Genomic DNA, 24,976 nt, shown 5'->3' on the forward strand with positions numbered 1-24,976 from the left:
GGGGCGGTGGTGGCGTCCATGAACGTCGATCCATCGGTCGGCTGACAAACTCGAGTGCATGGTTGGCCCACGGTTCGAGTCGTTCGACGACCGCGTTTGCCGAGGGGATGCGATTGGCCGGATCCTTTTCCATCATGTCGGCGATCACATCGACAAAATCTTCCGACAAATCGGGGGCAAATTTGCGAGGATGCCAGGGTGTTTGTTCGCAGTGACGGCGGCACTTTTCGCGTGCATTGCCGCCTGGAAAGGGCACCTTTCCGGCGACGACGTAATACAGCGTACAGCCGAGCGAATAGATGTCGCTGAGCGGACCCACCTCGGATGGATTGCGGATCTGTTCCGGCGATAAATAGTCGGCGGTGCCCACGATCTTGCCCGCTCGCGGATCATCGTCGCTAGTGGAAAAACTGTATGCCGCCAAACCAATATCAGAGACTTTCGCGTGGCCATCGGGCGTGACCAAAATGTTACCAGGTTTGACGTCGCGATGGACAAGCCCCATGTCATGGGCATATTGCAGTCCCATCGCCGCTTGCGAGATGACCAACGCGGCATGCTCCATCGTCAACGGACCATTGCTACGCACCAAGCGGCGGAGATCAGCACCGGGGACATACTCGGTCACTAGATAGTCGACTTTGCCATCGTGTCCGGCGTCAAAGGCGCGGACGACATAGGGACAATCGAGTCCCGCTTGGAGCCGGATTTCTCGCATAAATGAGACACGCGCATCGGACGTCAATTTGTCCAGCGGCAATGTCTTCACGGCACATTGGCGTCCCATCACGCTATGCACCGCTTTGTAAACTTGCCCCATCCCGCCTTGGCCGATCCAATCGGTGATCAGATAGGGACCAAGATTAAATTTGGTACGGCCCGCCCGCATTTGACGTGCTTGGTATTCGGTGATCAAACCGATTTGGATCAGCTCGGACGCCATCGCGTCGTCATCCAACGCGTCACCGTTTTCCGCTAACGACTGCCTAACACGATTCCATTTCTTCAGCGTCACCAGTCCGCTTCGGATCGCAGCCTCTTTAAAATCGAGGATCGGCTTGGAATCACTAGAGGCCATGGACGCAACGCTTCCTATCGGGGGACAGCACGGTTTAGTCTACATCGGTTACGCGTCAAATTGAACTAAGACATCCACCACTTCGTGTCCTGAAAGCGTCAGCTTGATTCGGTCTTCACTGAACTCGACTCGCGGGGAATCCGATTGTTCTGCCAAACGAGTGGCGAGGGCGTCGAGATCAAGCGAACCACGATTATCCAACCGCACCGCCGCCGACACGTTGCGACAAAAACGAACGGTGGTGTTGCAGGTTTGGGAGCGTGTTTGAATCAATCGCACGATAGCCAGAAATTTGCCCTTCTGATCCAACATGCAATCCAGGTTGGCGACCAACACAGTATTGGGAGCGGCATGGATCAACCAACCACGTGAAGCATCGGATGATACCGTTTCCACATTCGCATGCAGCGGCTCAGTGGCGACGCTGCGGGCAGCCAATACGGGGCTGGGCAGATCAAAACCATAGTGCAACGAGAACTGACGCTGCGTCTCGCCTTGAACTTGTAGCAGCGTATCCAAAAATCGATCGCCGACGCGGCGGTGGTACGCCAACCCTGCGGACGCGACTACGGTTTGACGTTCAATTTCGTCCATCAGCACGCCTAACGGGGCGACGATACGCCGGCTGGAGGTGCGGTGCATTTTGTCACGCAAGATCATGCGATACGAAACCGCTTCATTGGCGACGGCACAGCGAGCGGCGAAGTAGTTTTGCCACGGGTTGCCCTCGAGTTTACTAATCACATCGATTTTGCCGTGGATGTCCAGCATCCGGTTCCCACGCGTGACTTGGTAATCGAGTTCGAACGCCCCAATCTTTGCTCCGGTTGAATCGGTCAGATGGCCTGTGGTGCGAATCACGCCCCGCTCCGCTTTGGCAACGATCGTTTTCATCTGATCGCAGACCATTTGTGATTCGTTCTCGGTCGACTTCTTCTTTTGCGTCCCTTCGACACCCACCAATCGCATCGAGAATCGATTGCCACGCGATTGACCGCTATAGCCGCCTTTGATGCCACCGGTTTGTGGATCGATGGCGATTTCGATAAACGCGTTCTGCAACATGCCGTCGATAGCGCATAACTTTCCCGTTCCCGAGACGACATCGCGAAGACGTTGGCCGATCGATCGACCACGCGACCCACCGCCCGCTTCGTTCCTGGCCACCGAGAAACCGAACGCGGGCACATCGACGGTTACCATCGATTGTTTTCCGCTGCCGGTGGCTGCGTAGATGTGATCCTCTTTGACCGGAGTGCCATCGATTGCAACGGTATGGCGGACAGGACACGGGGTGGGGTTGATCAAACACAGATTGCCTCCGTGTTGGCTTGGTTTCAGCCCGATCGATGCCAGCATCGCTTGCTCGCAATCGTCTACCGATCCGTTACATGGCTTGCCGGATGCCAGGGCAATCATGGCCTGCAAATTGGCTTGGTTTTGTTTGGCGATGGATTGTTGGGCTTGTTCGACCATCGAGGAAACCGCATTGGAGGATCCGCCGACGACTTGCGAGACCAACGCGTTGTCGGTGCCGCTGGTCGCTGCCCCGCTGGGATCGTGGTGATAGGGTTGTTCACCGCTGCGAAAGTATTCCGCCAGCGTCCAAAAACGCCCTAGCACCAAACTCCATGATGCCACGCGACGCACATCATGGTAGCTATCACTTTCGTAACCGGTCCAATGAACCATCAACCCGGTTGCGATTTCACCGCTATCGATCGCTTCGCCCAGTCGAGGCCCCAATGCCAAGAAGGCGGATTCGCCCGAGGCATCGATCGGTTTCGCGGTCAATGCATGGAGTTCCACTCCTCCGGTGTTTCGTACGACTTTGGCTTCGTCACCAAAGCCGCTGCCGTTTTCGAAATCGACTGAGATCATGCCATCGACACCCAGCGATGCAATCACCTTGGTCATGTCAGTTGGAGTCGTGCCTGAGAAACGCGCGTAAACCGGAGGCCGCAATCCGATCTGGGTTGCGGTTTGTTCGTAGGCCTGGGTGATCGCGTTTTCGGTATCGGAATAGGTCATCGCATCCAGGCTGACGTCGCCTCCGAGCCCACCGCCGGCCCAGCCCCATTCGCCACCACGGATCAGGTTAACCAACCGCTGGCGGTCTTCGGTGGGCGAGGCCGAGATGGCACCCGCAATCGGCGCGTCGATCAGCACGTTGCGGGGTGTCGCCAGCACGCTGGTCGAATCGCCCACGGAATCGTTAGTCTCGCTGTCTGCGACATCGTCGCCGTTTTGAAGGCTTTTGAAAAAAGCGGGCAGCGTTGAATCCGACAGCAACGTTAAGTCGACGAGGTGGGGGTCGGACGAGAAATAGTGGTCACGTTCCTCGGCCAGGGCGTCGTAAGAATCGTGCATCGCGGCCACACATGCATCGGCATCGCCGGCAACAAACGCGTCGGCTGCGGTGACCAATTTGTTTTGGAAATGAATCTCGTCCAAATTGCTGGTGTACCGCAATCGCCGCGTCATGACTTGGATTTGCAGCATGGCGTAGCCCAGTGCAAAGAAGTCTTCGGGCCCGACGGTGCGGTGTTCGGTTTGCAGTGAACTCGCCCGTTTTGACAATCCAAGTGCATCGAGCATCGCTTGGCGATCGACCCCGGTGATCCACTGAATTGTCTCTTTCGCACGGCAGTTTGCTTCGAAATCCGCTGGCAATTGCGAAACACTTAGCGTCGGAACGACGATTACCCGCGGAGCATCATCAAATTCCGGCGGGCTATCGGCGCGGTACCACGTAGGGGTCTGCTGCGACGCCGCAACCAACTCGGGGTGCCAGAGCACGGTCCATGCGGCTAGCAAGCTGCGTGCATCCTCTTCGCCCGCATGCTTGGGGAAATCCTCTAACGTCGATACGGGGATCAAAATACAGCACTCGTCGATGCTCGCCATAACAGACTAAATCTAAGTAGGAAGTGAGGGGCGTTATCGTAACAATCTAGCTTGCGCGAATCGTCTATCGTCGTTTTTGTCTATTCTTGCCGGAACAGACGAGTTGCGACACCGAGCCTGCTGAATTTCTTGCCCGATCATGCCCGAGGAAGCATGTCAACGTCATGCGGACCGTTGCGGTTGTCAAAATCCACCCCACCGCAACCATCCTTACTACCAGCCTCAAAATAAGGGGCTGCCTCGAAATGAGGGGGGAGCAGAGCATGCTGGGACGCCGATTCGCGACTTGGTTAAAATGAAGACGTGAATGGGAGGACGTAAATGGTCCGCGAAGAACTTACCAGAGCGGCGGCGGGAAGGTTTGGAGGACTTTTGTTGTATTTTCCGAACGATCCGAATATTCACGCGGCATTTCCGCTACGCTATCGATTCATCGTTGGTAAAACGCGGTTCACCGTTGACAAACGCGGTTCACCGTTGACAAAAGGCAAGGAATCGATTGCAAAAGGTCAAATCGCATTCCCAACCGGTCGTCACGGCTAAACAAACACCAGAAAACGTGCTGAAACACAGTGCAATGCGGTCCGCCAGTCTTTACAATACAGTCAAAATGACTCCGCTGTGGTCCATGATGGACACATCGCGGATGATTGTCGCTCGAACGCGCCTCGCGGTTTCGCCAAGTTTTTTACTCGCTTGAGTAAAAAATCCATACGGTCCAACCGCCGACGTCGCAACTTTTCTTGCTTATCTAATCACTGACAAACATTCTCTCTGACGCAATCCACGAGAAAGATTAAATGGCTTCTAGCTCCGGTGTATGGGGAATCGAAATCGGCCAATCGGCACTCAAAGCGCTGCGTTGTTCGATTGTCGATGACGAAGTGGTCGCTGATGCGTTTGACTTTATCGAATACCCCAAAATTCTCAGCCAGCCCGAAGCGGTGCCCGAGGAATTGGTAGCCGACGCGATCAATCAATTGCTCGATCGCAATGACGGTTTCAACGAAAAAGTCGTCATCAGTGTGCCTGGGCAGACCGGTTTAGCCAAATTTTTCAAGCCGCCACCGGTCGAGCTGAAAAAGGTGGCGGACATTGTTCGCTACGAAGCGCGTCAACAGATCCCTTTTGATCTTGCCGACGTGGTCTGGGATCACCAGATGATGCCGGGTAGTTTGATCGAAGAAGGCTACGCGTTGGAAAGCGAAGTCGGTTTGTTCGCGATGAAACGCGATCAGGTTTACCGCCAACTGCAACCGTTCGTCGAAGCCGATATCGAAGTCGACCAGATCCAGCTGGCTCCGCTGGCGCTATACAACATGATCGCGTTTGACCGTTTGCACGAGCGGTTGGCCAATGAGGCATTTGACGTCGATAATCCGCCTGATTCTCTGGTGCTGCTTTCGATCGGTACTGATTCGAGTGATTTGATTATCACCAATGGGTTCCGCATTTGGCAGCGTAGTATGCCGATCGGCGGTAACCACTTTACCCGACAATTGACCAAGGATTTGAAGCTCACCTTTGCCAAGGCCGAGCATCTGAAACGCAACGCTCGCGAAGCGGTCGATCCGAAGTTGATCTTCCAAACGATGCGTCCGGTGTTCAATGATTTGGTCACCGAAGTCCAGCGTTCGATCGGGTTTTTCCGCAGCATCGACAAACAAGCCAACGTGGCTGGCATGGTGGTCGCGGGCAACACCGTCAAGATGCCTGGTTTGGCGGCTTATCTGAGCAAGAACCTTGGATTCGAAGTCGACACATTGGATCGATTTAATCGCTTGACCGGCGACGATGTCTTGTCGATCCCGACGTTCCGCGACAATGCACCGACGTTTGCGGTGTGTTATGGATTGTGTCTGCAAGGACTCGAACTGTCCCAAGTGCACGCCTCGTTGGTGCCTCAAGAGATTCTGACCGAGCGGATGATTCGGGCCAAGAAACCATGGACTCTGGCGGCGTTGGCCGCGTTGTTGTTGGGCATGATTGGTCACTACTTTTTGACCGAAAAGAATTGGGAAGTGACGCACCCGGATCTTTGGGACGGAGCTCAATCGGTCGTCCAGCAGATGTCCAGCTATTCGAACGAACACAAAACCGAAGACCAAAAGCTCGAAGCCAAGCTGACGTTCCTCAATGCGCTCGGCAAAGAGGTTTCGGGGAATTCCGAGCGGCGATTGGTATGGTTGGAACTGATGCGAGTGATCAATGGCATGATCCCTCGCGAGGAATTTCCAAACGGTGTGATGCCGGAGCCCAAAGACCGCAAACCGTTCGAAGACCGCAAGGCGTTGCACATCACGCAAGTGGAAACCAAACATTTGGAAGACTTGGCGGTGTGGTACACGGATCCCGTCAAGCAGCGTTACAAAGAAGAATTGCTGAGTATCCGCAAGAATATCGGCCGCGAAGTCGATCTCGAAGAGCTTAATGCATTGCCAGGTCCGACAGGCCCTGGTTGGGTGATCCAGTTAACGGGCTACCACTATTACAACAGTCCGAAGCGGATGGGACATGAAGGTAGCAACCATGTTCGCAACCTGTTGACGACCAATTTCTTGGACCGATCGTTCAAATTGCCTGACGAAGAAGGCAACATGATCGAATTCACTCCCCAAGAATATGGATTGTCGTATCCGATATTGCTGCGTGACGACAAACCGACGCCGGTCGTGGTGCCCAACCCGCGTTACGATCAAGAAGAGGTTTTTAAGGCTCAAACCGCGATCGAAACGCGTGAATTCCCCGAAGGCAAAACACTTGACGATCTCGAAGAGATCATCAGCCGGCCCCCGACACTGACCGTGCTGCGACTCGATTTCGATTTCCAAGTGCTTTGGCAACCGACAATGTTGTCGGATCGAATCGAAGCGAAGCGATTGGCCGAAGAAGAAGCCAAAGCCGCCGAGGAGGCTGCTGCGGCTACGGATGACTCGGTGGCGATGAACGCCCAGTAGTCCGCAGTTCCCGTTCGTCCAAGTAGCGTTACCACCTATTCAATTACCGTTCCGAAAACAAAACGTTAGAGTTTCTCATGGGACAACTAAAAGAACAACTTGCCGTCGTCATGCGTTACGGATTCTGGATCGGAGTCGGTTTCGTGACGATCACATCGATCGCCGTTTGGTATCTGTCGACGTCCAGTTTGCAGGCGGAGTCCGATTCGCAGCAGTCAAAGATCAAGAGTGCATTTACATCGGTCACCAGCTTGCAAGGTGAGTTGTCGACGCACCCCAATGCAAAATCGCATGAAAAGATGCAGGCGTTGATCGAAACGCGTGAAGACGAAGTCCTGCAGGCCTGGACCGAAATGTACGCTCGGCAACGAGGTCTGTTGACTTGGCCGCAAGAGTTGCAGCAAGACTTTGTCGACGAGTTCAAAGATCTGATCCCCATTGAACGCTATATCCCGTATCCCGCCGAGGATCTCGAGAAAGAAGCGACGTTGTTGAATCGGTACCGTTACTACATCGGTTTGATCTTGCCCGAAATCGCCACCATCGCCCGGGCCGAGTGGAACGCACAATTTGACCCGACGTTTAATCCAACGCTCGATGATACCTCGGGGATCCGCAACCTGCTAAAGCCACGGATCAATGTCTCGGGAACCAAAAACGAACCGTTGGTACAGTGGAGTGCGGGTAGTCAGCAACAGCTGCTTACCGATTTGTTCCCTTGGCGTGGAACGCGGCCTTCGACCTTGCAAGTGTACTACTCGCAAGAAAACGTTTGGATTTTGAAGCAGATGCTGCAAATCATTGACACCGTTAATATTGATGCGAAAGAGGCGTTTGAAGCCAAGATTCGCGAAATCAAAACGATCAAAATCGGTCGTTCCGTGAACGTCAGCCCCGGGTCGATCAAGCAAGTCGCCTCGCAAACCGCCGGCATGGGCATGGATGGTATGGGCATGGACGGCATGGGGATGGATGGAATGGGAAGCGACATGGGCATGATGGATGGCGGCATGGGCATGGACGGGATGGGAGGCATGGCAGAGGCCAGCGACCCGGGTGACAATCGCTATGTCGGCACCGACTATGTGCCCATTACCGGTGCGGCACTCCGCTCGGCACTCGATAGTGATTCACCAGCGGATGTGAATTTGGCGGTGGCCAAACGCGTTCCCGTAATGATGTCGGTGCGAATGGACCAACGTGCCGTCCCGGAACTGATTGCCGCCTGTGGAAACGCACCGTTGATGATCGAAGTCAAACAGGTTCGCTTGCTGCCGGCGGGTGCGTCTGCGGTGGGCAGTTCCGATGGCGGTGGTGACATGGGCATGGGAATGGAAATGGGCGGCGACGACGGCGGCGGAGGATTCGGTGCTCCGAGCGGCGGTGGATTTGGTGGTGATAGCATGGGCATGGACGGCGGCATGGGGATGGACGGTGGCATGGGCATGGGAGCGCCCATGATGGACCAAGGTTCTACCGAAAACCCCTACGATATCGATGTTGAGGTCTATGGATTGATTTCGATTTACAACCCTCCGGACAAGAGCAAACTTGGGGTCGACCAAGTTGACCAGGAAACGGTGGTCGAAGGATTGGTCGGAGATAAGCCTGCCAGTTCGACCGAAGATTTGCCGTCGCCTGCAACGGGTGGCGCAGCGGCGACACCTCCGGTTGCTGCACCGGCGCCGGCTCCGGTTGAACCGGCTGCGCCGAGTCCAGCTCCTGCGGAACCGGGACCTGCTGAACCGGCACCGGTTGGCCCGGCTCCGGTGCCAGGGGATAGTGAACCGCCAGCGGCGGTTGCGGATCCGGACGCAGCGGCGGCCACAGAGCCCGCGGCACCGCCTCCCGCATAATTCCCAGCCGAAGGCGTTGATTCGGAGCTCGATCGAATTGGGTTACATCAAACGCCACAGCTCGCAAAGCTGGGCTTGATGAGGAAAAACGACGATGCGATGCCATAGAAAATGGCGATTGGCATCGTAAAAACGTAGGGGTTTGCTGCAGACCCTGATATATTACAAGAATGCAGGATTGGTTGACGGGACATCTCGGACGTCCTCAAGCGATCTCAATGACCAGCTGCACTACACTTTTCACCACGCCATCAGCGCGGGCTGTTTTCGGGGAAATGACATGGATTCAAACAAAATCAAAGAATTGGCGATCAAGCATGTCGAGAAAGTCATTCTGGCAATTTTCGCGATTGTTTCCGCGTTTCTTGTTTACCAAGCGACGCAGTTGCCCGAGTTCACTCAAGAACCAACGCGGCTGCGGGACGACGCGACGCGTGTGAAAAATGAAGTCGATGACGACCATACCGACGCGATCATCCCCGATCGCGAAGCATTGGCGATCGATATCGTCGAACGTACCAAGCGAACGATCAAGCCAGTCGATATCAAGATTGGCTACACGCAAGTCGGTACTTGGAAAGAGGTTCAGCGAAACGATTCGTTCAAACGACGTGACCCCGAGCTTTTTGCGCCGCTGAAATTGCAGATGAAAAGTGTGATCGGCACGATGGCCATCCGCTCGAAAGATGGCGAATATTCTTTGGCAAACCTCGAGCCCGCCGACCCCATTGTGGTCGAAGAAAAGAAAGAGCGTCCTTCCCGCCGAAGTTCGCGACGCGGACGAGGGATGGCCGGGGATGAAGGAATGTACGGCGATGAAATGATGGGCATGGAGGACGAAATGTCGGGCATGATGGGCATGGAAATGTCGGGCATGATGGGCATGGAAGGCAGCATGGCGGGAGCCGCAGTTCGTCGCTTGGATCCGGAAAACAAAAAGTCACTCTATTCGGTTCCCGCCACATTGACTGAATTTAAGTCCGGCGGCGCGATGAAACCAAAACCGATGGTTGTTCGTTTTATCGCTGGAACGGCGGCACTGCCACACAAAGCAATTTATGAATCCTTCAGTCGATCGCTGAAAGATTCGGCGAACTATCGACCGGAAGACCGAGACACGCCGAAGTACTGGAATTTCCAGGTCCAACGGGCTGACGTCACCGACAAATCCGTCGACCAACTTGCCGAGGGTGACTGGGTTGATCGTAAAGATCGGAAATTTCACACCACGATCGCTGCCGTGTTGTGGGCAGGCACCGCGCCGGAGTTGGTCCCGGTCGATTACCGCGACGATTTGCTGACGATGTGGATCCCGCCAATGTTGATGGAAGACTACTCGGGGTTTGTGTTACATCCGATGATTCCGATGCTCACCAAAGCGGAATTGGAAACGCTTAACGCACCCGTGGTTGACGTCGATGATCCAATGAAACGTCTCGAAGGGGATAATATTTTTGAAGGGATCGACATCAAACGTACCGATGTAAATCTGAACGAAACCGGTCGAGAGGGCATGATGATGGATAGCGGTTATCAGATGAATTCGCCCTACGGGTTCGCCGGTGTCGAAGAGAATCCGTCAAATTATAAACTGATCCGCTTTTACGACTTTGAATACTCCTTTGATAAAGGTCCACGACCACAACCGGGTCGCAAGTACGTTTATCGCGTTCGTGTTTCGGTCAAAGACCCTAACTTTCCCGATAATCCGCTGCTTCAACCTGCTGCGAAAACGCTGCACCCTGAAGCCTACGAACGGGTCAGCGAGCTGCAGGCCAAAGCAGAGAAGGATTACGCACCAGAGCGAGCCAAAGGCACCCGACGCTCGATTAGCGAATTCCGTCAATTTGAACGCTGGACTCCTTGGAGCGAGCCGAGTGAACCGGTTTCTCTGCCAACGGAAAACACCGTCCTGGCTGGTCCCGTCGTGCCGCCATCCGTCAAAAATTTGAACTTTAAAAATCGAAGCGTTCCGTACGCAAAGAATGAGCCGACGGCAAAAATGGTCGTTTCCAAATTCGATTTCAGCTTGGCAACACGTGTCCCGATGCAAATCGACGCTACCGAGGGCTCTGTGCTGAGCAAGACCGCCGAATCGACCGATGTCATTGATCCGCTGACGCTGGAAATCAAAAAACTTCCGGACGCGGCAATCAATAATCGATCGACGGTGATTGCAATCGATGGTGGAAACCCGCTCAGTATCGTTACCGACGACGACTTGAAAGAGCCCGGCAGTATCTTGATCTTCAAGGACAATGGCGAGTTGGACGTTGCCAGCGAAGTGGACGATTTGCAACCGTACCGAATTTATTCATTCGCCGACGAGAAGGGCGAATAGGTTAGCGGAAGAATTTCGGCAGCCCTTGGTAATCGTTTCGCCGAGGCGAAACTGGGATGCCCCGCTAACAGCAGCGGCAACATCGGCGGCGTTGAATCGGCGAGCGTGCCTAGTTCGCTATCATCAATGCCGCCGTTGATTCGCGATTCCAAAATCGCTTTGTTCAACAGTGTGCCGAACGGCCCATACGGGTATTCGGTTAGATCAACTGATTGGCGAATGCGATAATAGGTTTCCGCCGTCAATTTACTTCCAAAGTCGACTCCGACATGTTCGGCAGCCGCTAAACCGAAGTCGCCGGTCTGTTCGTACAGGTCGATCAGCAAGCCGCGGGCAAGACGGTTTTCTGGATGGGCATTACGCAACCGTTTGGCATCCGCAATCGCACGATCGGTGTTGCCAAAGAACCAATACGCCCGAGCGAGTCCCACTTTGGCAATCACCGATAACGTATTTCGCCGAGTGGTTTCGCTCAGCAGACGCAGCGCTTCGGCTTGGTTGTTTCGTGTTAACTCGAGCAATCCTAGTTGGTGATAGACCTGCCAAAAATTCTGCTCGACGAGCAACAGTTGATTGAGAATCCGGGCCGCTTCGTCGTAGCGATACAACGTTTGCCACAACAACATCGCGTCCGCCAATCGTGCATTCGCCAAATCGGGATCAAGCTTCAACGCTTCTTCGGCAGATTCTCGTGCTGTTTGGATCAATGCGATCGAATCCTCGGTCGTGCTTTGCGCGGCCAAAGTGATCGAGGTCAATGCAATGCCGCCCAGCGGAGCCGCCCAACCTTTGTCTTGTCGATGTGCTGATTGGAAACACAACAATGCTTTTCGCAGCCCTTCGGGGCTGTCCGGATCTGCGCGTCCGACGCCATCGACCAGACAGCTGAACGACCCCTGATTCAGTTCGGATTCGCTGTCACCGGACGAAGTCAGCGAGCGACCGACCGCAGCGGCCAATTGTGACGCGAGCTGAGACTGTTCTAGCAAACTTGCTCCGGTTTCGGTTGAAAACGATTTGCCCCACAAAAGATTTCCAGATCGTGTCGAAACGATTTGCAAGTTGATTTCATCGAACAGTTTCTCGCCTCGCCGAATCGTTTTCAGGTTTCCTGTGACCAGTGCATCGACATCGAGTTCGCGTCCGATTGCTTGGATTTCATCACGGTTGTGCGCGACGAAGGGACGAAACGGAGTGACGTTGACATCTTTCAGCCGGCTGAGCTCATTGACGAGCAGCACGGCAATTTCGTCGCCACGATCAATCGATTGATCGCCTAGCGGTTGGCCTGCGGCTTGTGAGGCAAGTCGGGTGGGTTCGCCCTGCATACTGGTGAAGGACAACACCGCCAAGCTATCGATATCGTGAAGTGTTTCAGTCCGGTATTGCATCGCCAAGCCGCCGAGAATACCTCCGAGAGCGCCGCCCGTTACGAGTTCAAAGAAACGACGACGGACGAACACGCCGGCGCCGTACCCATGTTCGACCTGTTGTTCGATGGGATCGACCGCCGGTCCGCGGCGACGTAACCGTGATGCAATGTCGTCGGCCGACGTAGGTCGCTTCGCAATTTCTTTGTTCAAACATTCGCTGATCAGATCGGCAAGCTGGATGTCCGCGCGGCGACGCAGTGGATCCGTCTCGGGCGTTGATTCGAGCGTCGAGGCAAATCGTGCGCTGGCAGTTGATCCATCAAAAGCACGTTTGCCATAGAACGCCTCGAACAACAAGCATCCCAGTGCAAAGATGTCAGCGGCGGGCCCCGCCGTTTCGCCTCGCGCCTGTTCCGGAGCCATGTAGCCGGGCGTCCCCATCACGACCCCTTCGCTTGTGCGTCCTCCGGGATCCCCCTCGAACAAGCCCCGCTCCGAACGGGACAATCCAAAGTCAAAAAGCTTGACCGTGATGGGAAGGGCGACCGATCCGTTTTTCGAAGCGGCGGTTGTCGTCGTCTTAGGGATCGGCGTCCCACCACTTTGCATCACCATGATATTTTGTGGCTTCAGATCTCGATGCACCACACCGGCGTGGTGGGCAACCGCCAACGCGTCGGCGATCTGCGCACCAATTTGACGGACGGTCGCGGCATTGCATTGAGTTTTAGCCAAATATTGGTCCAATGTTTCGCCTTCGAGCAACTCCATCACGGCAAAGGGGTTCGAATCGGTCACCCCGACATCAAACAGCTCGACGATATTAGGGTGGCTGAGCGCCGCTACTGCACGTGCCTCGCGTTCAAAGCGTTCGCATAGCGAAGCTCGTTTTTCTTGGTCACGTATCGAATTTCCGGTCGACAACATTTTGATGGCGACCTTGCGGTCCAGACGTGTATCGATCGCCTCGAACACGATCCCCATCCCCCCCTGGCCGAGGATACGGCTGATGAGATAGGGGCCAATTTTCCGACCAACCGATTGGGGGCATCGCCTGAAACTGGAAGCGCGTGTGTGGTAAAGGCAAACGTCGACCGAGCGGGATCGGTCGAATCGCCCTTGGAAATTTCGTCTCGGACCGCAATCAGTTCACTTCGCAAGATCTCGGCATGTTTCCCCGCTTGCGTTTCGATCACACTTTCGATCGAGGGCGCGTTGCCGTTTCGCAGTGCCTTTTCGTAATCAAGACAGATTGCGTCGAGTCGCGCAAGTTCGGTTGCGGTCAAATCATTCAGATCCATCATTTATTACTCCAGCCTCACTCCGAGCGTTAGCAGCTTCCATTCTGCACTGCGTTTACTGAACAGCCCTCGTTTTCAGACTCACCAGCTGTAAGCGGTTAGGCGGGAATCATTGGGAAATCCCGTTGGCCGCTTGGATGCTCGCGGGCTGTTGATTTAATGAGCCGTGACGCGTCAGCGGCCGGGTCCCACGCATTACCGGGTGCCTTACGGCCCACGGCTCACCAATACGATTTGCATTTCGATTAAATCAACAAGCCGCTAGCGTTAAAACCGCGAAAATTCTGAAACACTCTGGCTTACCTGCTTAGTGCCGATCCCGTTTGCTGGACAAGCAGCACACTAGCACACATGTTCTTTAACCCGCTTCGTCCGCTTTAGCCTCGGTCCACATTCGCCGAATTAGCTGTAAACGTCGTTCAACCGCCCGTTTGCTGAGCTCGAGACGTTCTGCGATCTCGTCAACGAGAAAACCGTCCATGCGCATTACGGCGATTTGGCGAAGTTGTTCATCGCCCAAGTGATCCAATAGCGATTCACAGGCCTCGGCGAGCTCGGCCCGCACATCGGGCGATGAATCGTCGCTGGGGACATTTCCAATACCGACCTCGCGGCCTTGTTCATTCGGATCGATAAAGACCGATTCGCCGCGAATATTGCCTCCCCCGCGTTTTTGGCGGGTATGATGCCGCAAATGGGCGTTGACTTTGCGGGATGTGAGCGTGATTAACAGTCCCCAAAGGTTCTCGGGAGCATGAAGATCAGGGAATTGATCACGGCGGACGCCTGCGATGAAGCTCTGGAAGGCCGCAATCGCGATATCCTCTTCATCGGCGGTCCTCCGTAAATTGGGGGGCATCCGTTTAGCTGCCAAACGCACCAAACTTTGGTAATAGTCGTTCCACAGTGTCTCTGTTGCCGCCTCGTCACCGATGCGGACTCGTTCGAGAAGCTCGTGAAATTCACTTCCTGATTCATCCATACAGTCAATGATAGACCGAATGGGGGTATTATGGGAACGTGGGTTTAAATCGTTCGCTCGCGGTTGCCTCCGCTTCGGCCTCGACTTGGTCGGCCAGTGCCTCGCCTTCGACTTCGACGCGGTCGGCGATCCGCTCCAATTCGGCTTGCGGGCGGTCATTGCGTTGTCGAGTTTCCTCGGCAAGCATCTCCGTTCCCTTTCGCGTCATTTCCGCTTTGCGATCCGCTTCGCTGCGAACCGTGTCGGCTTGAGGTTCACTTGGGGACCGCGAACATCCCACGTCTGCACAAATGAATCCGGTCAAAACCAGCACTATCGACGCAACCAACGCCGTGTTCGTTTTTCCATACTGGCTTGTTCCGAGCTGCGTTTTCCGGTCAATGTTGTTCATCGTTGCTACTCTCGGTTCGTATTCTGTCCCAGCACATTTGACATTTCGGCCGTCGTCCAAAATTCCAGCGCCACTTCGTGATCATCCCGATGATCCAGAGTCTGTGTTCGCCTCTGGTTCAAACCATTCGGCCGGAATTTCAAGTGGGACTTCTTCCCAGAACGCCAGCAGCGCACCGCCGCCTAACATCGCGATCCCAAACAACAGCGCGACATACCACAGCAAGCGTTTGTTCCCTAGGAACGCGACCACGCCGGCTTTGAATACAAGGTTTGACATGGTCGCGATCAAGATCACTCGCCAGGCGGTTGAATCGTCGACCCGCCCATCATTAAATAATTTCGCGGTGGACAGCGTGATCGCGTCCACATCGGTTAATCCCGAAATCATTGCGATGCCGTACAAGGCACCGCTACCAAACAGATCTTTCGCGGCAGCCACAATAAACAAGATGACTGCATACAGCACCCCAAATACAATCGCCGGTTTTAGCTGTGCCGGGTTATCGTGTTTGGGAGGTTCGGTTGCTTGTTTGCGGAGAGGAATGAACAGCACCACGCACTCCACGGTCATTAGTAGCAACATTGCCAACAACGGCAGTGCCGCGACACGTAGCAGTCCGGGCGCGACCACTCCGATCTCGAACAACACTCGCACATTCACAATCGTCGAGGCAATCACGATGACGAGTGCCGCCATCGCACTTGCATCCGGACTGCTTTTCGCTTGTCTAGCGTAGCTAACAGTCGTCGCGGTGCTTGAGATCAGCCCACCCAATATACCGCCGAGCACAGCGCCCGCACGCGGTCCCACGAGTTTGAAAGCGATGTAGGCCACCATGCTGATTCCAACAATCAACACGACCATCCGCCAAATACTGTAGGGATTCAGCACGTCGTAGGGCCCAAACGTTTCATTGGGCAGCACCGGCAAAATGACCAATCCGATCAGTGCAAGATGGATAACGCTGCGGATCTCGTTCTCGCCCATCCGCACGACCATCGCATGCAACCGTTTTTTCCAATGCAGCAACACTGCCGCAATCCCGCTGGTCACGATCGCAGGCCCATACATCCCCACTCCGACCGCGACACCGACGACAAACATCAAAAGCGCCGCCATTTCGGTTGTCATGCCAAAATCAAATTCACCCGCGGTGATTTTGGCCACGTTCGCGATCGCCAATACGATGGCGACCGCGATCAAGCCTGCAGCGACCAGCCACCCCAAATGATTTTCAGCGGACGCGTGTTCGCCCAACAATCCACAAAACGTTCCCAGTAACGTGATCAGTGGAAAGGTGCGTATCCCCGCAATCTCGGATTCACTCCATTGACGCTGCAGCCCGACGAGAAGCCCAAGGCCAAGGGAGAGTGCGATCGCTTGGTAGACTTCCAGATTCATTTGTTCGAGAGCCAAAATTCAGGGAGATTAAGCATGTAGGCAAGAGTCGTTGGTTAGGATCCCGTTAGCCGCTTGTGCGGTAGCGGCTTGTTGATTTAATGAAGTTTCCTATGGCAAAGGGGGGCCGATGGACTACCTCGTCCGTCATTTGTGTATTCGACGGACTAGGAAGTCCGTCGTACGACCAAAACGGCTAGTAAACGGAAAGACTCCCGACTAGCTGCTTAGAAAACGAGGGAACAGGCGTTCCGAACCCGTCCGGAAACTCAACGCGTTGAGCCTAGGGATCGACCCTCGCCAGCGTCATGAAAGAGCAAACGTTGTACCGTAATGAAAGCAACCTTGCTGGATCGGAACAGCGTTTGCTGGTTCGTGTGCTTCTTACGACACGCACCCCTGGCAACCGGTCTCGAACTAGGTGATTTTAATGAACGGCGCCCCTTTTGATATCTCAGGCGGCTCGGATATTGGTAAGAAACGATCTGAAAATCAGGATCATTTTTTGATCGCCGATTTACGTCGTCAATTGATCGTTCGCGGGACCGACGTTCCTGATGCAAAGCATCGGGAAATGTTTGGTTGTCAGGAAGGCAATCTGCTTGTGATTGCCGATGGCATGGGCGGCCACCGCGATGGTGAACGCGCAAGTCGTACGGCGATCGAATCGACTGCCCAATATGTATTGGACATGATGCATTGGTTTTTGAAGTTGTGTTCCGATGAAGAGCAAGACTTTATCGACGAGCTGTCGCATTCGTTAACGGCGATCCAGCAAAAGATTTGGACGGAAGGCGAGGGGGTTCATCGACGTATGGGAACGACCGTTACGATGGCGTACTTGCTCGGGTCCCGCATGTATGTCGTGCATGCAGGTGACAGCCGATGTTACATGCTCCGCGACAAAACGCTGAAACAATTGACGACCGACCATACTGTTGCGCAACAATTGATCGACGCGGGGGCTCTGCGTGATTCCGACGCGGCCATCGAGCAGTGGCGACACGTGCTGTGGAATTGTGTCGGCGGCGGTAACCAAGCCGTGCGGCCCGAAGCGGTTCGCAGTAAATTGCAAACCGGCGATATTCTGTTGTTGTGCAGTGATGGATTGACCGGCATGGTCGATGAGGATCGAATTGCGTCAATCTTGATGGCGAGTAAAGACAGCGAGAGCAGTGTCGCCAAGCTGATCGAAGCGGCGAACGACGCAGGAGGGGCGGACAATATCTCCGCGATTGTCTGCCGCATCAATCAGGTCGAAGACCACTGTGATACCAGCATCGCTGCAGAGCTTGATACCACGACCGGGTAGCGTCAAAGATCGCGGTGCGGGTAAAGCCGAGTATCATCTCCTTTGTTAGCGGTACGGCGCGAGCCCAATGTCATCTAGTTTGGTAACCATTGCGGGGGGCTCAAGTAGTGGGATTCGCCAGAATTCCCATCTTTGCTGTTGAAACACCAGGAACTCTGGCGAGTCCCACTACCAAAGTAGATGGCATTGGGCGCGAGCCGTCCGGTGGCGGCGAGTAAAACGTTCGCGCTTGACCGGGCGGCTCGCGCCGCTCCGCTATGACGAACAATGCGACGCCGCTTGGAAACGCGACTAGGGCATCCTGCGGGTACCGACGTTGACCGGCTGCGGCGGCTGAGCTGTAACACGGGTGATCATCGCGTGATATTCCTGCGGCAACCCATGCTCGATCGCTCCGTTGATCACGTGGGCGTGATACCAGTCGGCGGGAACGAGCGAATCGTCGATGCGGTCGGTAATCGCTTGATATAAAAATGTGGTGATCGTCTGGCTTTCGACTTGCACCTCGACGGTGGCGTGTTCGTAGCCCACTCCCAAGGATTCACAGCGATCGAGTTCCACTTTTTCGCTGAGCAGCGTTTCGTAGACAACGCCCCATAAAATGTCGTCGTTATCATGGGTGGCAAACGCGTTTGCTTTGCCGGTCCCGTCCATTCCTCGCTTGTGAAATCGCATTGTACGACCACGGACAAAGCCAACGCCTTTGACCTTCGCGCTGGGACATCGCGCACGCAACCGCGACGTGGACATGTTGGACCCGTAGGCAAAATGATGAAAAGTTTGCAGTGCGTCCATGTCTACAGTTGGCAACCCCCGCCACAGCAGCGTGGCATTCCACATGCTTCGCCGCCACCGGCAACCGGCAGCGACGCACCGCTACGGACCGCCGGGGATGCGGTCACGCTTAATTGCCGTTCCATCTTTTTGTTGCCACAATGAGGGCATTCGGCAACTTCGTCTTCACGACGCAATAATACTTCGACCACCTGTTTACAGGGTTTGCATTCGTATTCGTAGAGGGGCATCGTCTTGTAGAATCCCAAGAAGTATGTGTTTGTTGCCCCAATTATAGACAAGCCGACTCATTTTCCGCAAAACATGTTTGGTCATCCTGCGATGAAAATTAAATCTCTTAGCCGCGAACAGGTTCGATCCGTCGACCAGCAAGCGATCGAAGACTATGGAATTTCCGGTTTGGTATTGATGGAAAATGCGGGGCGGGGGGCTGCGGACGTGATCCAGCAAAATGCCGCCACGGGCCGCGTCGTGATTTTGTGCGGCAAAGGAAACAACGGCGGCGACGGCTACGTGATCGCCCGTCACTTGGACTTGATGGAACGCCAAGTTCGTGTGGTTTCGGTGGTCGAAATCGAGTCGCTGTCGGGCGATGCCGCAGCTAACGCAGCGATTGCTCAAAAAGCCGAACTTGACGTGCAGGTGGCGACTTCCGCCGAGGCGATTGAATCTCATTTACATGATGCGGATGTCATCGTCGATTGTTTGCTTGGCACCGGAGCCACGGGGCCACTGCGGGGAATCTACGCAGACGCTGTGAAAATCGCCAACCGAACCAAAGCGACGCGAATTGCGATCGATGTGCCTACGGGGATGGATGTCGACAGCGGCGAAGCGGACCCGCACACCTTTCAAGCGGAATTGACTATCACGTTTGTTGCCAAAAAGATTGGCTTTGAATTCGACGAAACGCAATCGCTGCTTGGCGATATCGAAGTCGTTCCGATCGGAGTGCCGCGAAAACTGTTGCGACCATGGGTTTTGCCCTCTTGATGGCAGGGGGCTTTACGCTCACAAAGCCGCGTGACCGAAGGCGGTTGATCACCGCTATCGTTCGATGTCGGTCTCATTGGCGGCACGGTTGTTCAGTTCACGCAGTTGATGCATCGTTTCGATAATCGCTTCGGCTTGCAAGCGGATGGCCCGTTTGAACTGGCCCGCTTCGACAGACGCATCGCCTTGTTTTTGCAGCTTGTCGATTTTTCCCCAATCCATCAACCAATTTCGCTGGGATGCTGCCGTGCGAAGTTCTTCGACGGTTTCGCCCAATCGATTATAGATTTCTTTGTTGGGTTTGGCTTGATAACGGCGATAGGGGCCTTTGCCGCCGGGCGTTTTCGCCAACGGCCGCACTTTGTGCTTGGGTTTGCTCTGCAGATACTGGGCGACACAGAAACCGGCGGCGATGATTCCCAGGATGATTGCGATAATCATTGGCCCCAGCGCTTTACTGACTGGCGTCTGCAGCACGACCATCGCCAGCCCCAGTCCCAATGCTCCGACAAAACAGATGATGGCGGTGCCGATCAACAGCGGTGATACCGCGGCTGGATCCGGCTTTCGCAAATGCCGCTTCGATTGAGACGGCTTGCCAATGCGTTCGGCAAAGTCTTCGGCCACGCGGACGATGATGACGGTCGAATTGTCGGGGCCGCCTCGCAAGTTCGCCAGATCGACCAGGACTCGCGTCGCCAAATCCTCTGGCAAACAATCCATGATCGTGGCGATTTCTTCGTCTTCGACTTGACCTGATAATCCATCGCTACAAAGCAGAAATTGATCTCGGGCTTGGATTTCAAACGGCCCTTCCAAATCAACTTCGACATTAGCGTTGGGGCCGAGCGAACGAGTGATTACGTTTTTCGGGATCGATTGTCCCAAAACGCTGTCGGGATGAATCTGACCACTCGCTTCCATCTCCCAGACCAATGAGTGATCGAACGTCAACTGTTCGAGGACACCGTCTCGCAATCGGTAGGCTCGCGAATCGCCAACATGCGCGACAACCGCTCCGGCGGGCAGGATCGCCAAACTGCTGGCAGTGGTTCCCATATTATGAAATTCGGGATTTTGCTGGCCGCGGCGGTGGATTTCCGCATTCGATTCTCGCACCGCGATCCGCAATGCCTCGGACGAATCCTCTTCGGTCGAGCGAAAGTATTGCATGGCAATGTGCTCGGTCGCCAACCGGCTAGCCAATTCACCCGCGGCATGCGCCCCCATCCCATCGGCGACCACAAACAGATGCCCGCGATGAAAAAAACGCTCAGGGCTACCCGCCATCAGCACTGCCATCGAATCTTGATTATTGGCGCGACGCATACCGACATCCGTCAGTTGCGAATAATGAATACCAGGCTTCCAAGATTCCGACACAGATAGTTGACTCGCGTCGAGGTGGTTCACAGTCATACAGGCCTATATTGTAACCCTCGCATCGTTGAGAGGGTTCAGACGACCCTCCGTTTTTCAGCCTCAATAATTAAAAACGGTCCGGTCGTCTCGTTTAACCGTTCATTTCTAAACATGGTGGATAAGCAGTGTTTGCCAAACGGTGCGCAAATTCACCGCACAACGATAACACCGTTTCGCTACCATGTTTCCGCTGCGAACACGATCCGCTGTGCAAAACAGTAGCAAAATCGCTGAACGGTTCACAGTGTATCGGTTCGATACTCTCCCATGTACTCCCCATCGCTGACGAAAGTCCCCTGTGGCAGCGTGCGACAGTCTGCCCGATCCGATTGGCCAAGGAAGCTTCGGATTGAGTAAGTTTCCCACTGTTATTTTGACGGTAATTCGATCCTCATCGAAACGTGTCGTCCGTCTGCGGCGAGCAAACGGTTCGAATTGGGGCGGGCGGCTTCCCGACGGACTAGAATTTTGTCATCCTCGATCCTGACTGCGGCTCGGACCGATCACGCAAGTGATTTGGTATCCGTTCGCGGCGAAATTGGGGGGGGCAGTATGCGATTGCGTACCATCGACCTAGGCCTAATCGACTCCTAGGCCAAGAACGCGTAAGGCGAGATACGACTTCTGTGGCGACACCGACGAAGGCAGCTCGATTGCAAAACAGATCTGTGAAACCGTGGAGCGATGTGCCGATCCGCAAGCGCTGCAAAACGGTCGCTGCCGCTCGTTTTTCCATCGCTCAGCGTGTCGACGAATTGACGCGGCTGTGTGCCAGTGAGCAACGTACCGATTCGCTCGAAACCGTCACCGCCGAACTGTTGCCGTTGTGCGATGCGCTGCGCTACCTGGGACGCAAAGGCCCCGCGATCTTGCGGACTCGCAGGCTTGGTGCGGTGGGACGTCCCCTATGGATGTGGGGAGTCCACAGCGAGGTACAGCGGGTTCCGCATGGCACCGTGTTGGTCTTGGGGACATGGAATTATCCATTGTTTTTGGTAGGTGTCCAAACGGCTCAAGCCTTGGCGGCCGGCAATCGCGTGCAATTGAAACCAGCCGCTGGTTGCGAGGCGTTGACCCGCTCGCTGGTCCAGTGTTTCTACGACGCAGGCGTCCCCAATGATGCTCTCGTGCAACTCGATTCGACGGTGGAAGCGGCACGTCAAGCACTCGCCAGCACGTCGGCCGTTGGCGGCGACGACCGAATTGACCTAGTTGTTTTGACCGGATCGGCAAACACCGGACGCAAAGTACTCGAGCAAACGGCTGACTCGTTGACCCCAGCGATCATGGAGCTGAGCGGATGCGATGCCATCGTCGCGTTACCGGGGGCGTCGATCCCGCGAGTTTGCGAATTCCTAAAGTTTGGTCTGACCCTTAACAGCGGTGCAACCTGTATTGGTCCGCGACGCGTGTTCATCGAAGATTCACCGCAGGCGGATCAATTGGTCCAAAGTCTGTGCCAACAACTTGGTTCGATTGACACGCCTTTTACGATTCATCCGGCCGCGCGTGATGGGGTGAATCAAACGATCACCAATGCCATCGCTGCGGGTGCCATCGACGCCACAACTCGTTTTAACGCCGCGATGTTGGCCTCGTCGGGGCAGATGGCTGCGTTGGTGTTGGACCGCGTCAACGTGGATGATGAGATTGCTTCGGCCGATCTGTTTGCGCCCGTAACCAGCATCATCCGTGTTTCGAAAATCCAAGATGCTGTCGATGCGATCAATGGAAACCGTTATCGTTTAGCGGCGTCGGTGTTTGGCTCTGATCGCGAAGCGGTGGCGATGGCGAGTCAATTGGACGTTGGCTCGGTGACGATCAACGATTTGATCGCTCCGACGGCGGATCCACGTGTGCCGTTTGGCGGGCGTGGGAATAGCGGTTTTGGGGTCACTCGCGGTGACGAAGGCCTACTCGCGATGACGGTGGCCAGAGTCATCAGCCGGCGGCGTGGGCGTTTCGCCGCACATTTGTTGCCACGAAGCAAAACAACCCGGCAAAAGATGCCAGTGCTGCTACAACTACTGCATGCCAAAGGATGGGGCGACCGTTTCCGGGCGTTGCGACGATTGATCTCGTGACGCCGCCCCTGCTGTTTCCCCGTTGGTTCTCCTCCCATTTCGATCCCCGCCCTATTTCGTCCGCCACGCTATTTCGTCCGCCACGCTATTTCCTGACTGCAACCTTTCTCAAAGAATTCAGCCACCATGAGTGCCACAACAAAAACTGCGTCAAAGGTGATCGTTATCGGTGGCGGATTAGCGGGACTCGGGGCGGCGTGCGTATTGGCCGCACGCGGGCACTCGGTCACCGTGCTGGAGAAGAACGATTGGCTTGGCGGTAAAGCCGCCGTGCTCAGCGAAGAGGGTTATCGATTCGACATGGGACCGACCATCGTGACGCTACCCAGTGTCCTGCGTCGTATCTTTGCCGAAGCAGGCCGCAACATGGATGAATATTTGTCGATGGTACCGCTGGATCCACAGTGGCGTTGTTTCTTTGAAAAGGACAGTGATGGCGATCAAACCGTGCTCGACTTGGTAGCCGATGTCGATTCGATGGTGGCCAACATCGACCAGTTTAGTGGATCGCCAGCGGATGGCGCAGGTTATCGCAAGTTCATGTCGATCAGCGAAAAACTGCATGGCGTGTCCGACCGATTCTTCTTTTGGCGCAGCGTCGGTGGGTTGCGAGATACGATGCAAGTCGGCGGCGCCTTTTCGGCTGCGGTGCTGAGCGATGTCATGGCACTGCGAATGGGCAAGAGTGTCGCTTCGGTTGTACGCCAACATGTCGGCGACGCCCGTGTGGCACAAATGATGGACCATTTTACGCAGTATGTCGGATCGTCTCCGTATGCATCGCCGGCGGTGTTGTGTGGGATCGCGCACATGCAGACCGACGAAGGCATTTGGTATCCGATCGGCGGCACCCGTGCCGTGCCGGAGGCTTTGACCCGGTTGGCCGAAGAATTGGGGGTCGCATTTCGTACCGGAACCGATGTCATGCGAATCACGACATCGTCGCCGCGTCCATCTGAATCAACTCATGTTACCGGTGTGGTGACCGCTTCGGGAGAAACGATTCTGTGCGACGCGATCGTTAGCAATTGCGATGCGGTGCGGACCTATCGGGAACTGCTCGACGGCACACCCGAATCGACCAAATTTGCGAAACCCCAAAGTCACGAACCTGCCTGCAGTGGCGTGGTCTTGTATCTCGGACTGAATCGGCGCTACCCGCAACTACTGCATCACAATTTTGTCTTCTCGCGTGATCCAGAAAAAGAGTTCGACTTCATTTACAACCAAGGCGAACCGGCACCCGATCCGTCGGCCTATGTCTGTGCTCCGGCGATCAGCGAACCAGCAGTGGCACCGGCTGGCTGCGAAGCATTGTATGTCTTGGTGCACACACCTTATTTGCGTCCGAACCACAATTGGCATGCGATGTTGCCGGCGTATCGCGAGACGATTTTGGACAAATTGGAATCCGCTGCGGGGATGAGCGGACTTCGTGATGCCATTGTCTACGAATCGGCGCTGACGCCCGAAGACATCCACCATCGATACCGCGTGCTCAACGGTGCGATCTACGGACTGGCAAGCCATGGAAAGTACTTGGGAGCGTTCAAACCGGCGAACCGCCGTCGCGACATCGCGGGTTTGTATTTGGCAGGCGGTGCCGCTCATCCAGGGCCCGGAATGCCGATGGTATTGATGAGTGGGTGGATTGCGGCGGATTCGTTGGATGCCGACTGGCAGCCCGAAAATGCCGTTTCCTCCGCGAGTTCATAGAGCCACACGGCTTGAGAATAGCGGGGCAAAAACAGCGGCGAAACGGTGGGGATCGCCCAACCCGCCA

At 55.1% G+C, this 24,976-nt stretch carries 17 protein-coding genes; 8 read left to right on the forward strand and 9 right to left on the reverse strand.

Annotation, left to right across the window (positions count from 1 at the left end):
* Together RMSM_RS22520 and RMSM_RS22525 are read right to left on the reverse strand one after the other, a co-directional pair.
* The coding region (locus RMSM_RS22520) for a serine/threonine protein kinase (protein WP_008701807.1) at nt 1-1,078 on the reverse strand (1,078 nt) is incomplete at its 3' end.
* A gap of 48 nt (nt 1,079-1,126) precedes the next feature.
* Nucleotides 1,127-3,985: a hypothetical protein gene (locus RMSM_RS22525; RefSeq protein ID WP_008701809.1), complete on the reverse strand. Its 2,859-nt coding sequence runs from the start codon at nt 3,983-3,985 to the stop codon at nt 1,127-1,129.
* 375 nt (nt 3,986-4,360) lie between these two features.
* On the opposite strand from RMSM_RS22525, the gene RMSM_RS41210 reads away from it, so the two are divergent.
* The 4 genes from RMSM_RS41210 to RMSM_RS22545 all read left to right on the forward strand — a co-directional run bounded on the left by RMSM_RS41210 (nt 4,361) and on the right by RMSM_RS22545 (nt 11,139).
* Nucleotides 4,361-4,528, forward strand: a complete 168-nt coding sequence (locus tag RMSM_RS41210; RefSeq protein WP_160168350.1) for a hypothetical protein — start codon at nt 4,361-4,363, stop codon at nt 4,526-4,528.
* Between the two features lie 257 nt (nt 4,529-4,785).
* Nucleotides 4,786-6,942 (forward strand): type IV pilus assembly protein PilM, encoded by a 2,157-nt coding sequence (gene pilM / locus RMSM_RS22535; protein ID WP_008701814.1) that lies wholly within the window; start codon nt 4,786-4,788, stop codon nt 6,940-6,942.
* Nucleotides 6,943-7,019: 77 nt separating this feature from the next.
* Nucleotides 7,020-8,798 (forward strand): hypothetical protein, encoded by a 1,779-nt coding sequence (locus tag RMSM_RS22540; RefSeq protein WP_008701816.1) that lies wholly within the window; start codon nt 7,020-7,022, stop codon nt 8,796-8,798.
* A 280-nt stretch (nt 8,799-9,078) separates the two neighbouring features.
* Nucleotides 9,079-11,139 carry a hypothetical protein gene (locus RMSM_RS22545; RefSeq protein WP_008701817.1) on the forward strand — a complete coding sequence of 687 codons (2,061 nt, stop codon included), beginning with the start codon at nt 9,079-9,081 and terminating at the stop codon, nt 11,137-11,139.
* Here the strand turns inward: RMSM_RS22545 and RMSM_RS37225 are convergent.
* The 4 genes from RMSM_RS37225 to RMSM_RS22570 all read right to left on the reverse strand — a co-directional run bounded on the left by RMSM_RS37225 (nt 11,109) and on the right by RMSM_RS22570 (nt 16,590).
* Nucleotides 11,109-13,538: a protein kinase domain-containing protein gene (locus tag RMSM_RS37225; RefSeq protein ID WP_315850154.1), complete on the reverse strand. Its 2,430-nt coding sequence runs from the start codon at nt 13,536-13,538 to the stop codon at nt 11,109-11,111. The two genes, RMSM_RS22545 and RMSM_RS37225, sit on opposite strands and share 31 nt — an antisense overlap.
* A 633-nt stretch (nt 13,539-14,171) precedes the next feature.
* On the reverse strand, nt 14,172-14,795 hold the full coding sequence (locus tag RMSM_RS22560) for an ECF-type sigma factor (RefSeq protein WP_008701823.1): 624 nt from the start codon (nt 14,793-14,795) through the stop codon (nt 14,172-14,174).
* 28 nt (nt 14,796-14,823) lie between these two features.
* Nucleotides 14,824-15,186 (reverse strand): hypothetical protein, encoded by a 363-nt coding sequence (locus RMSM_RS22565; protein WP_008701825.1) that lies wholly within the window; start codon nt 15,184-15,186, stop codon nt 14,824-14,826.
* A gap of 81 nt (nt 15,187-15,267) precedes the next feature.
* Nucleotides 15,268-16,590 (reverse strand): MgtC/SapB family protein, encoded by a 1,323-nt coding sequence (locus RMSM_RS22570; RefSeq protein ID WP_008701826.1) that lies wholly within the window; start codon nt 16,588-16,590, stop codon nt 15,268-15,270.
* 427 nt (nt 16,591-17,017) lie between these two features.
* Here RMSM_RS22570 and RMSM_RS22575 point away from each other — a divergent pair, with 427 nt between their 5' ends.
* On the forward strand, nt 17,018-17,899 hold the full coding sequence (locus RMSM_RS22575; protein ID WP_008701828.1) for a PP2C family protein-serine/threonine phosphatase: 882 nt from the start codon (nt 17,018-17,020) through the stop codon (nt 17,897-17,899).
* A gap of 291 nt (nt 17,900-18,190) precedes the next feature.
* On the opposite strand, the gene RMSM_RS22580 is transcribed toward RMSM_RS22575, so the two are convergent.
* Complete coding sequence (locus RMSM_RS22580; RefSeq protein ID WP_144057876.1) at nt 18,191-18,739, reverse strand: gamma-glutamylcyclotransferase family protein; 549 nt, start codon at nt 18,737-18,739, stop codon at nt 18,191-18,193.
* Entirely contained in the window at nt 18,697-18,924 is a 228-nt protein-coding gene (locus RMSM_RS22585) for an FmdB family zinc ribbon protein (protein ID WP_040769029.1), read from the reverse strand. Before RMSM_RS22585 ends, RMSM_RS22580 begins: the two co-directional genes overlap by 43 nt.
* A 91-nt stretch (nt 18,925-19,015) precedes the next feature.
* Between RMSM_RS22585 and RMSM_RS22590 the strand changes: the two genes are divergently transcribed.
* Nucleotides 19,016-19,687, forward strand: coding sequence for an NAD(P)H-hydrate epimerase (locus RMSM_RS22590; RefSeq protein WP_040769031.1), 672 nt, complete (start codon nt 19,016-19,018; stop codon nt 19,685-19,687).
* Between the two features lie 54 nt (nt 19,688-19,741).
* Here the strand turns inward: RMSM_RS22590 and RMSM_RS22595 are convergent, their stop codons facing one another.
* Complete coding sequence (locus tag RMSM_RS22595) at nt 19,742-21,016, reverse strand: PP2C family protein-serine/threonine phosphatase (protein WP_008701836.1); 1,275 nt, start codon at nt 21,014-21,016, stop codon at nt 19,742-19,744.
* A 746-nt stretch (nt 21,017-21,762) separates the two neighbouring features.
* Here RMSM_RS22595 and RMSM_RS22605 point away from each other — a divergent pair.
* A complete protein-coding gene (locus RMSM_RS22605; RefSeq protein ID WP_144057877.1) occupies nt 21,763-23,193 on the forward strand; it encodes an aldehyde dehydrogenase family protein in 1,431 nt (476 codons plus the stop codon).
* Nucleotides 23,194-23,319: 126 nt separating this feature from the next.
* Nucleotides 23,320-24,909: a phytoene desaturase family protein gene (locus RMSM_RS22610; protein WP_008701845.1), complete on the forward strand. Its 1,590-nt coding sequence runs from the start codon at nt 23,320-23,322 to the stop codon at nt 24,907-24,909.
* Nucleotides 24,910-24,976: the final 67 nt, after the last annotated feature.

This window comes from Rhodopirellula maiorica SM1 (assembly GCF_000346295.1).
Lineage (GTDB): Bacteria > Planctomycetota > Planctomycetia > Pirellulales > Pirellulaceae > Novipirellula > Novipirellula maiorica.

Coding starts and splice junctions, on each gene's coding strand:
- RMSM_RS22525 (WP_008701809.1), bottom strand. CDS start 3,985: ATGGCGAGCATCGACGAGTGCTGTATTTTGATCCCCGTATCGACGTTA.
- pilM (WP_008701814.1), top strand. CDS start 4,786: ATGGCTTCTAGCTCCGGTGTATGGGGAATCGAAATCGGCCAATCGGCA.
- RMSM_RS22540 (WP_008701816.1), top strand. CDS start 7,020: ATGGGACAACTAAAAGAACAACTTGCCGTCGTCATGCGTTACGGATTC.
- RMSM_RS22545 (WP_008701817.1), top strand. CDS start 9,079: ATGGATTCAAACAAAATCAAAGAATTGGCGATCAAGCATGTCGAGAAA.
- RMSM_RS22560 (WP_008701823.1), bottom strand. CDS start 14,795: ATGGATGAATCAGGAAGTGAATTTCACGAGCTTCTCGAACGAGTCCGC.
- RMSM_RS22565 (WP_008701825.1), bottom strand. CDS start 15,186: ATGAACAACATTGACCGGAAAACGCAGCTCGGAACAAGCCAGTATGGA.
- RMSM_RS22570 (WP_008701826.1), bottom strand. CDS start 16,590: ATGAATCTGGAAGTCTACCAAGCGATCGCACTCTCCCTTGGCCTTGGG.
- RMSM_RS22575 (WP_008701828.1), top strand. CDS start 17,018: ATGAACGGCGCCCCTTTTGATATCTCAGGCGGCTCGGATATTGGTAAG.
- RMSM_RS22580 (WP_144057876.1), bottom strand. CDS start 18,739: ATGTGGAATGCCACGCTGCTGTGGCGGGGGTTGCCAACTGTAGACATG.
- RMSM_RS22585 (WP_040769029.1), bottom strand. CDS start 18,924: ATGCCCCTCTACGAATACGAATGCAAACCCTGTAAACAGGTGGTCGAA.
- RMSM_RS22590 (WP_040769031.1), top strand. CDS start 19,016: ATGAAAATTAAATCTCTTAGCCGCGAACAGGTTCGATCCGTCGACCAG.
- RMSM_RS22595 (WP_008701836.1), bottom strand. CDS start 21,016: ATGCGTCGCGCCAATAATCAAGATTCGATGGCAGTGCTGATGGCGGGT.
- RMSM_RS22610 (WP_008701845.1), top strand. CDS start 23,320: ATGAGTGCCACAACAAAAACTGCGTCAAAGGTGATCGTTATCGGTGGC.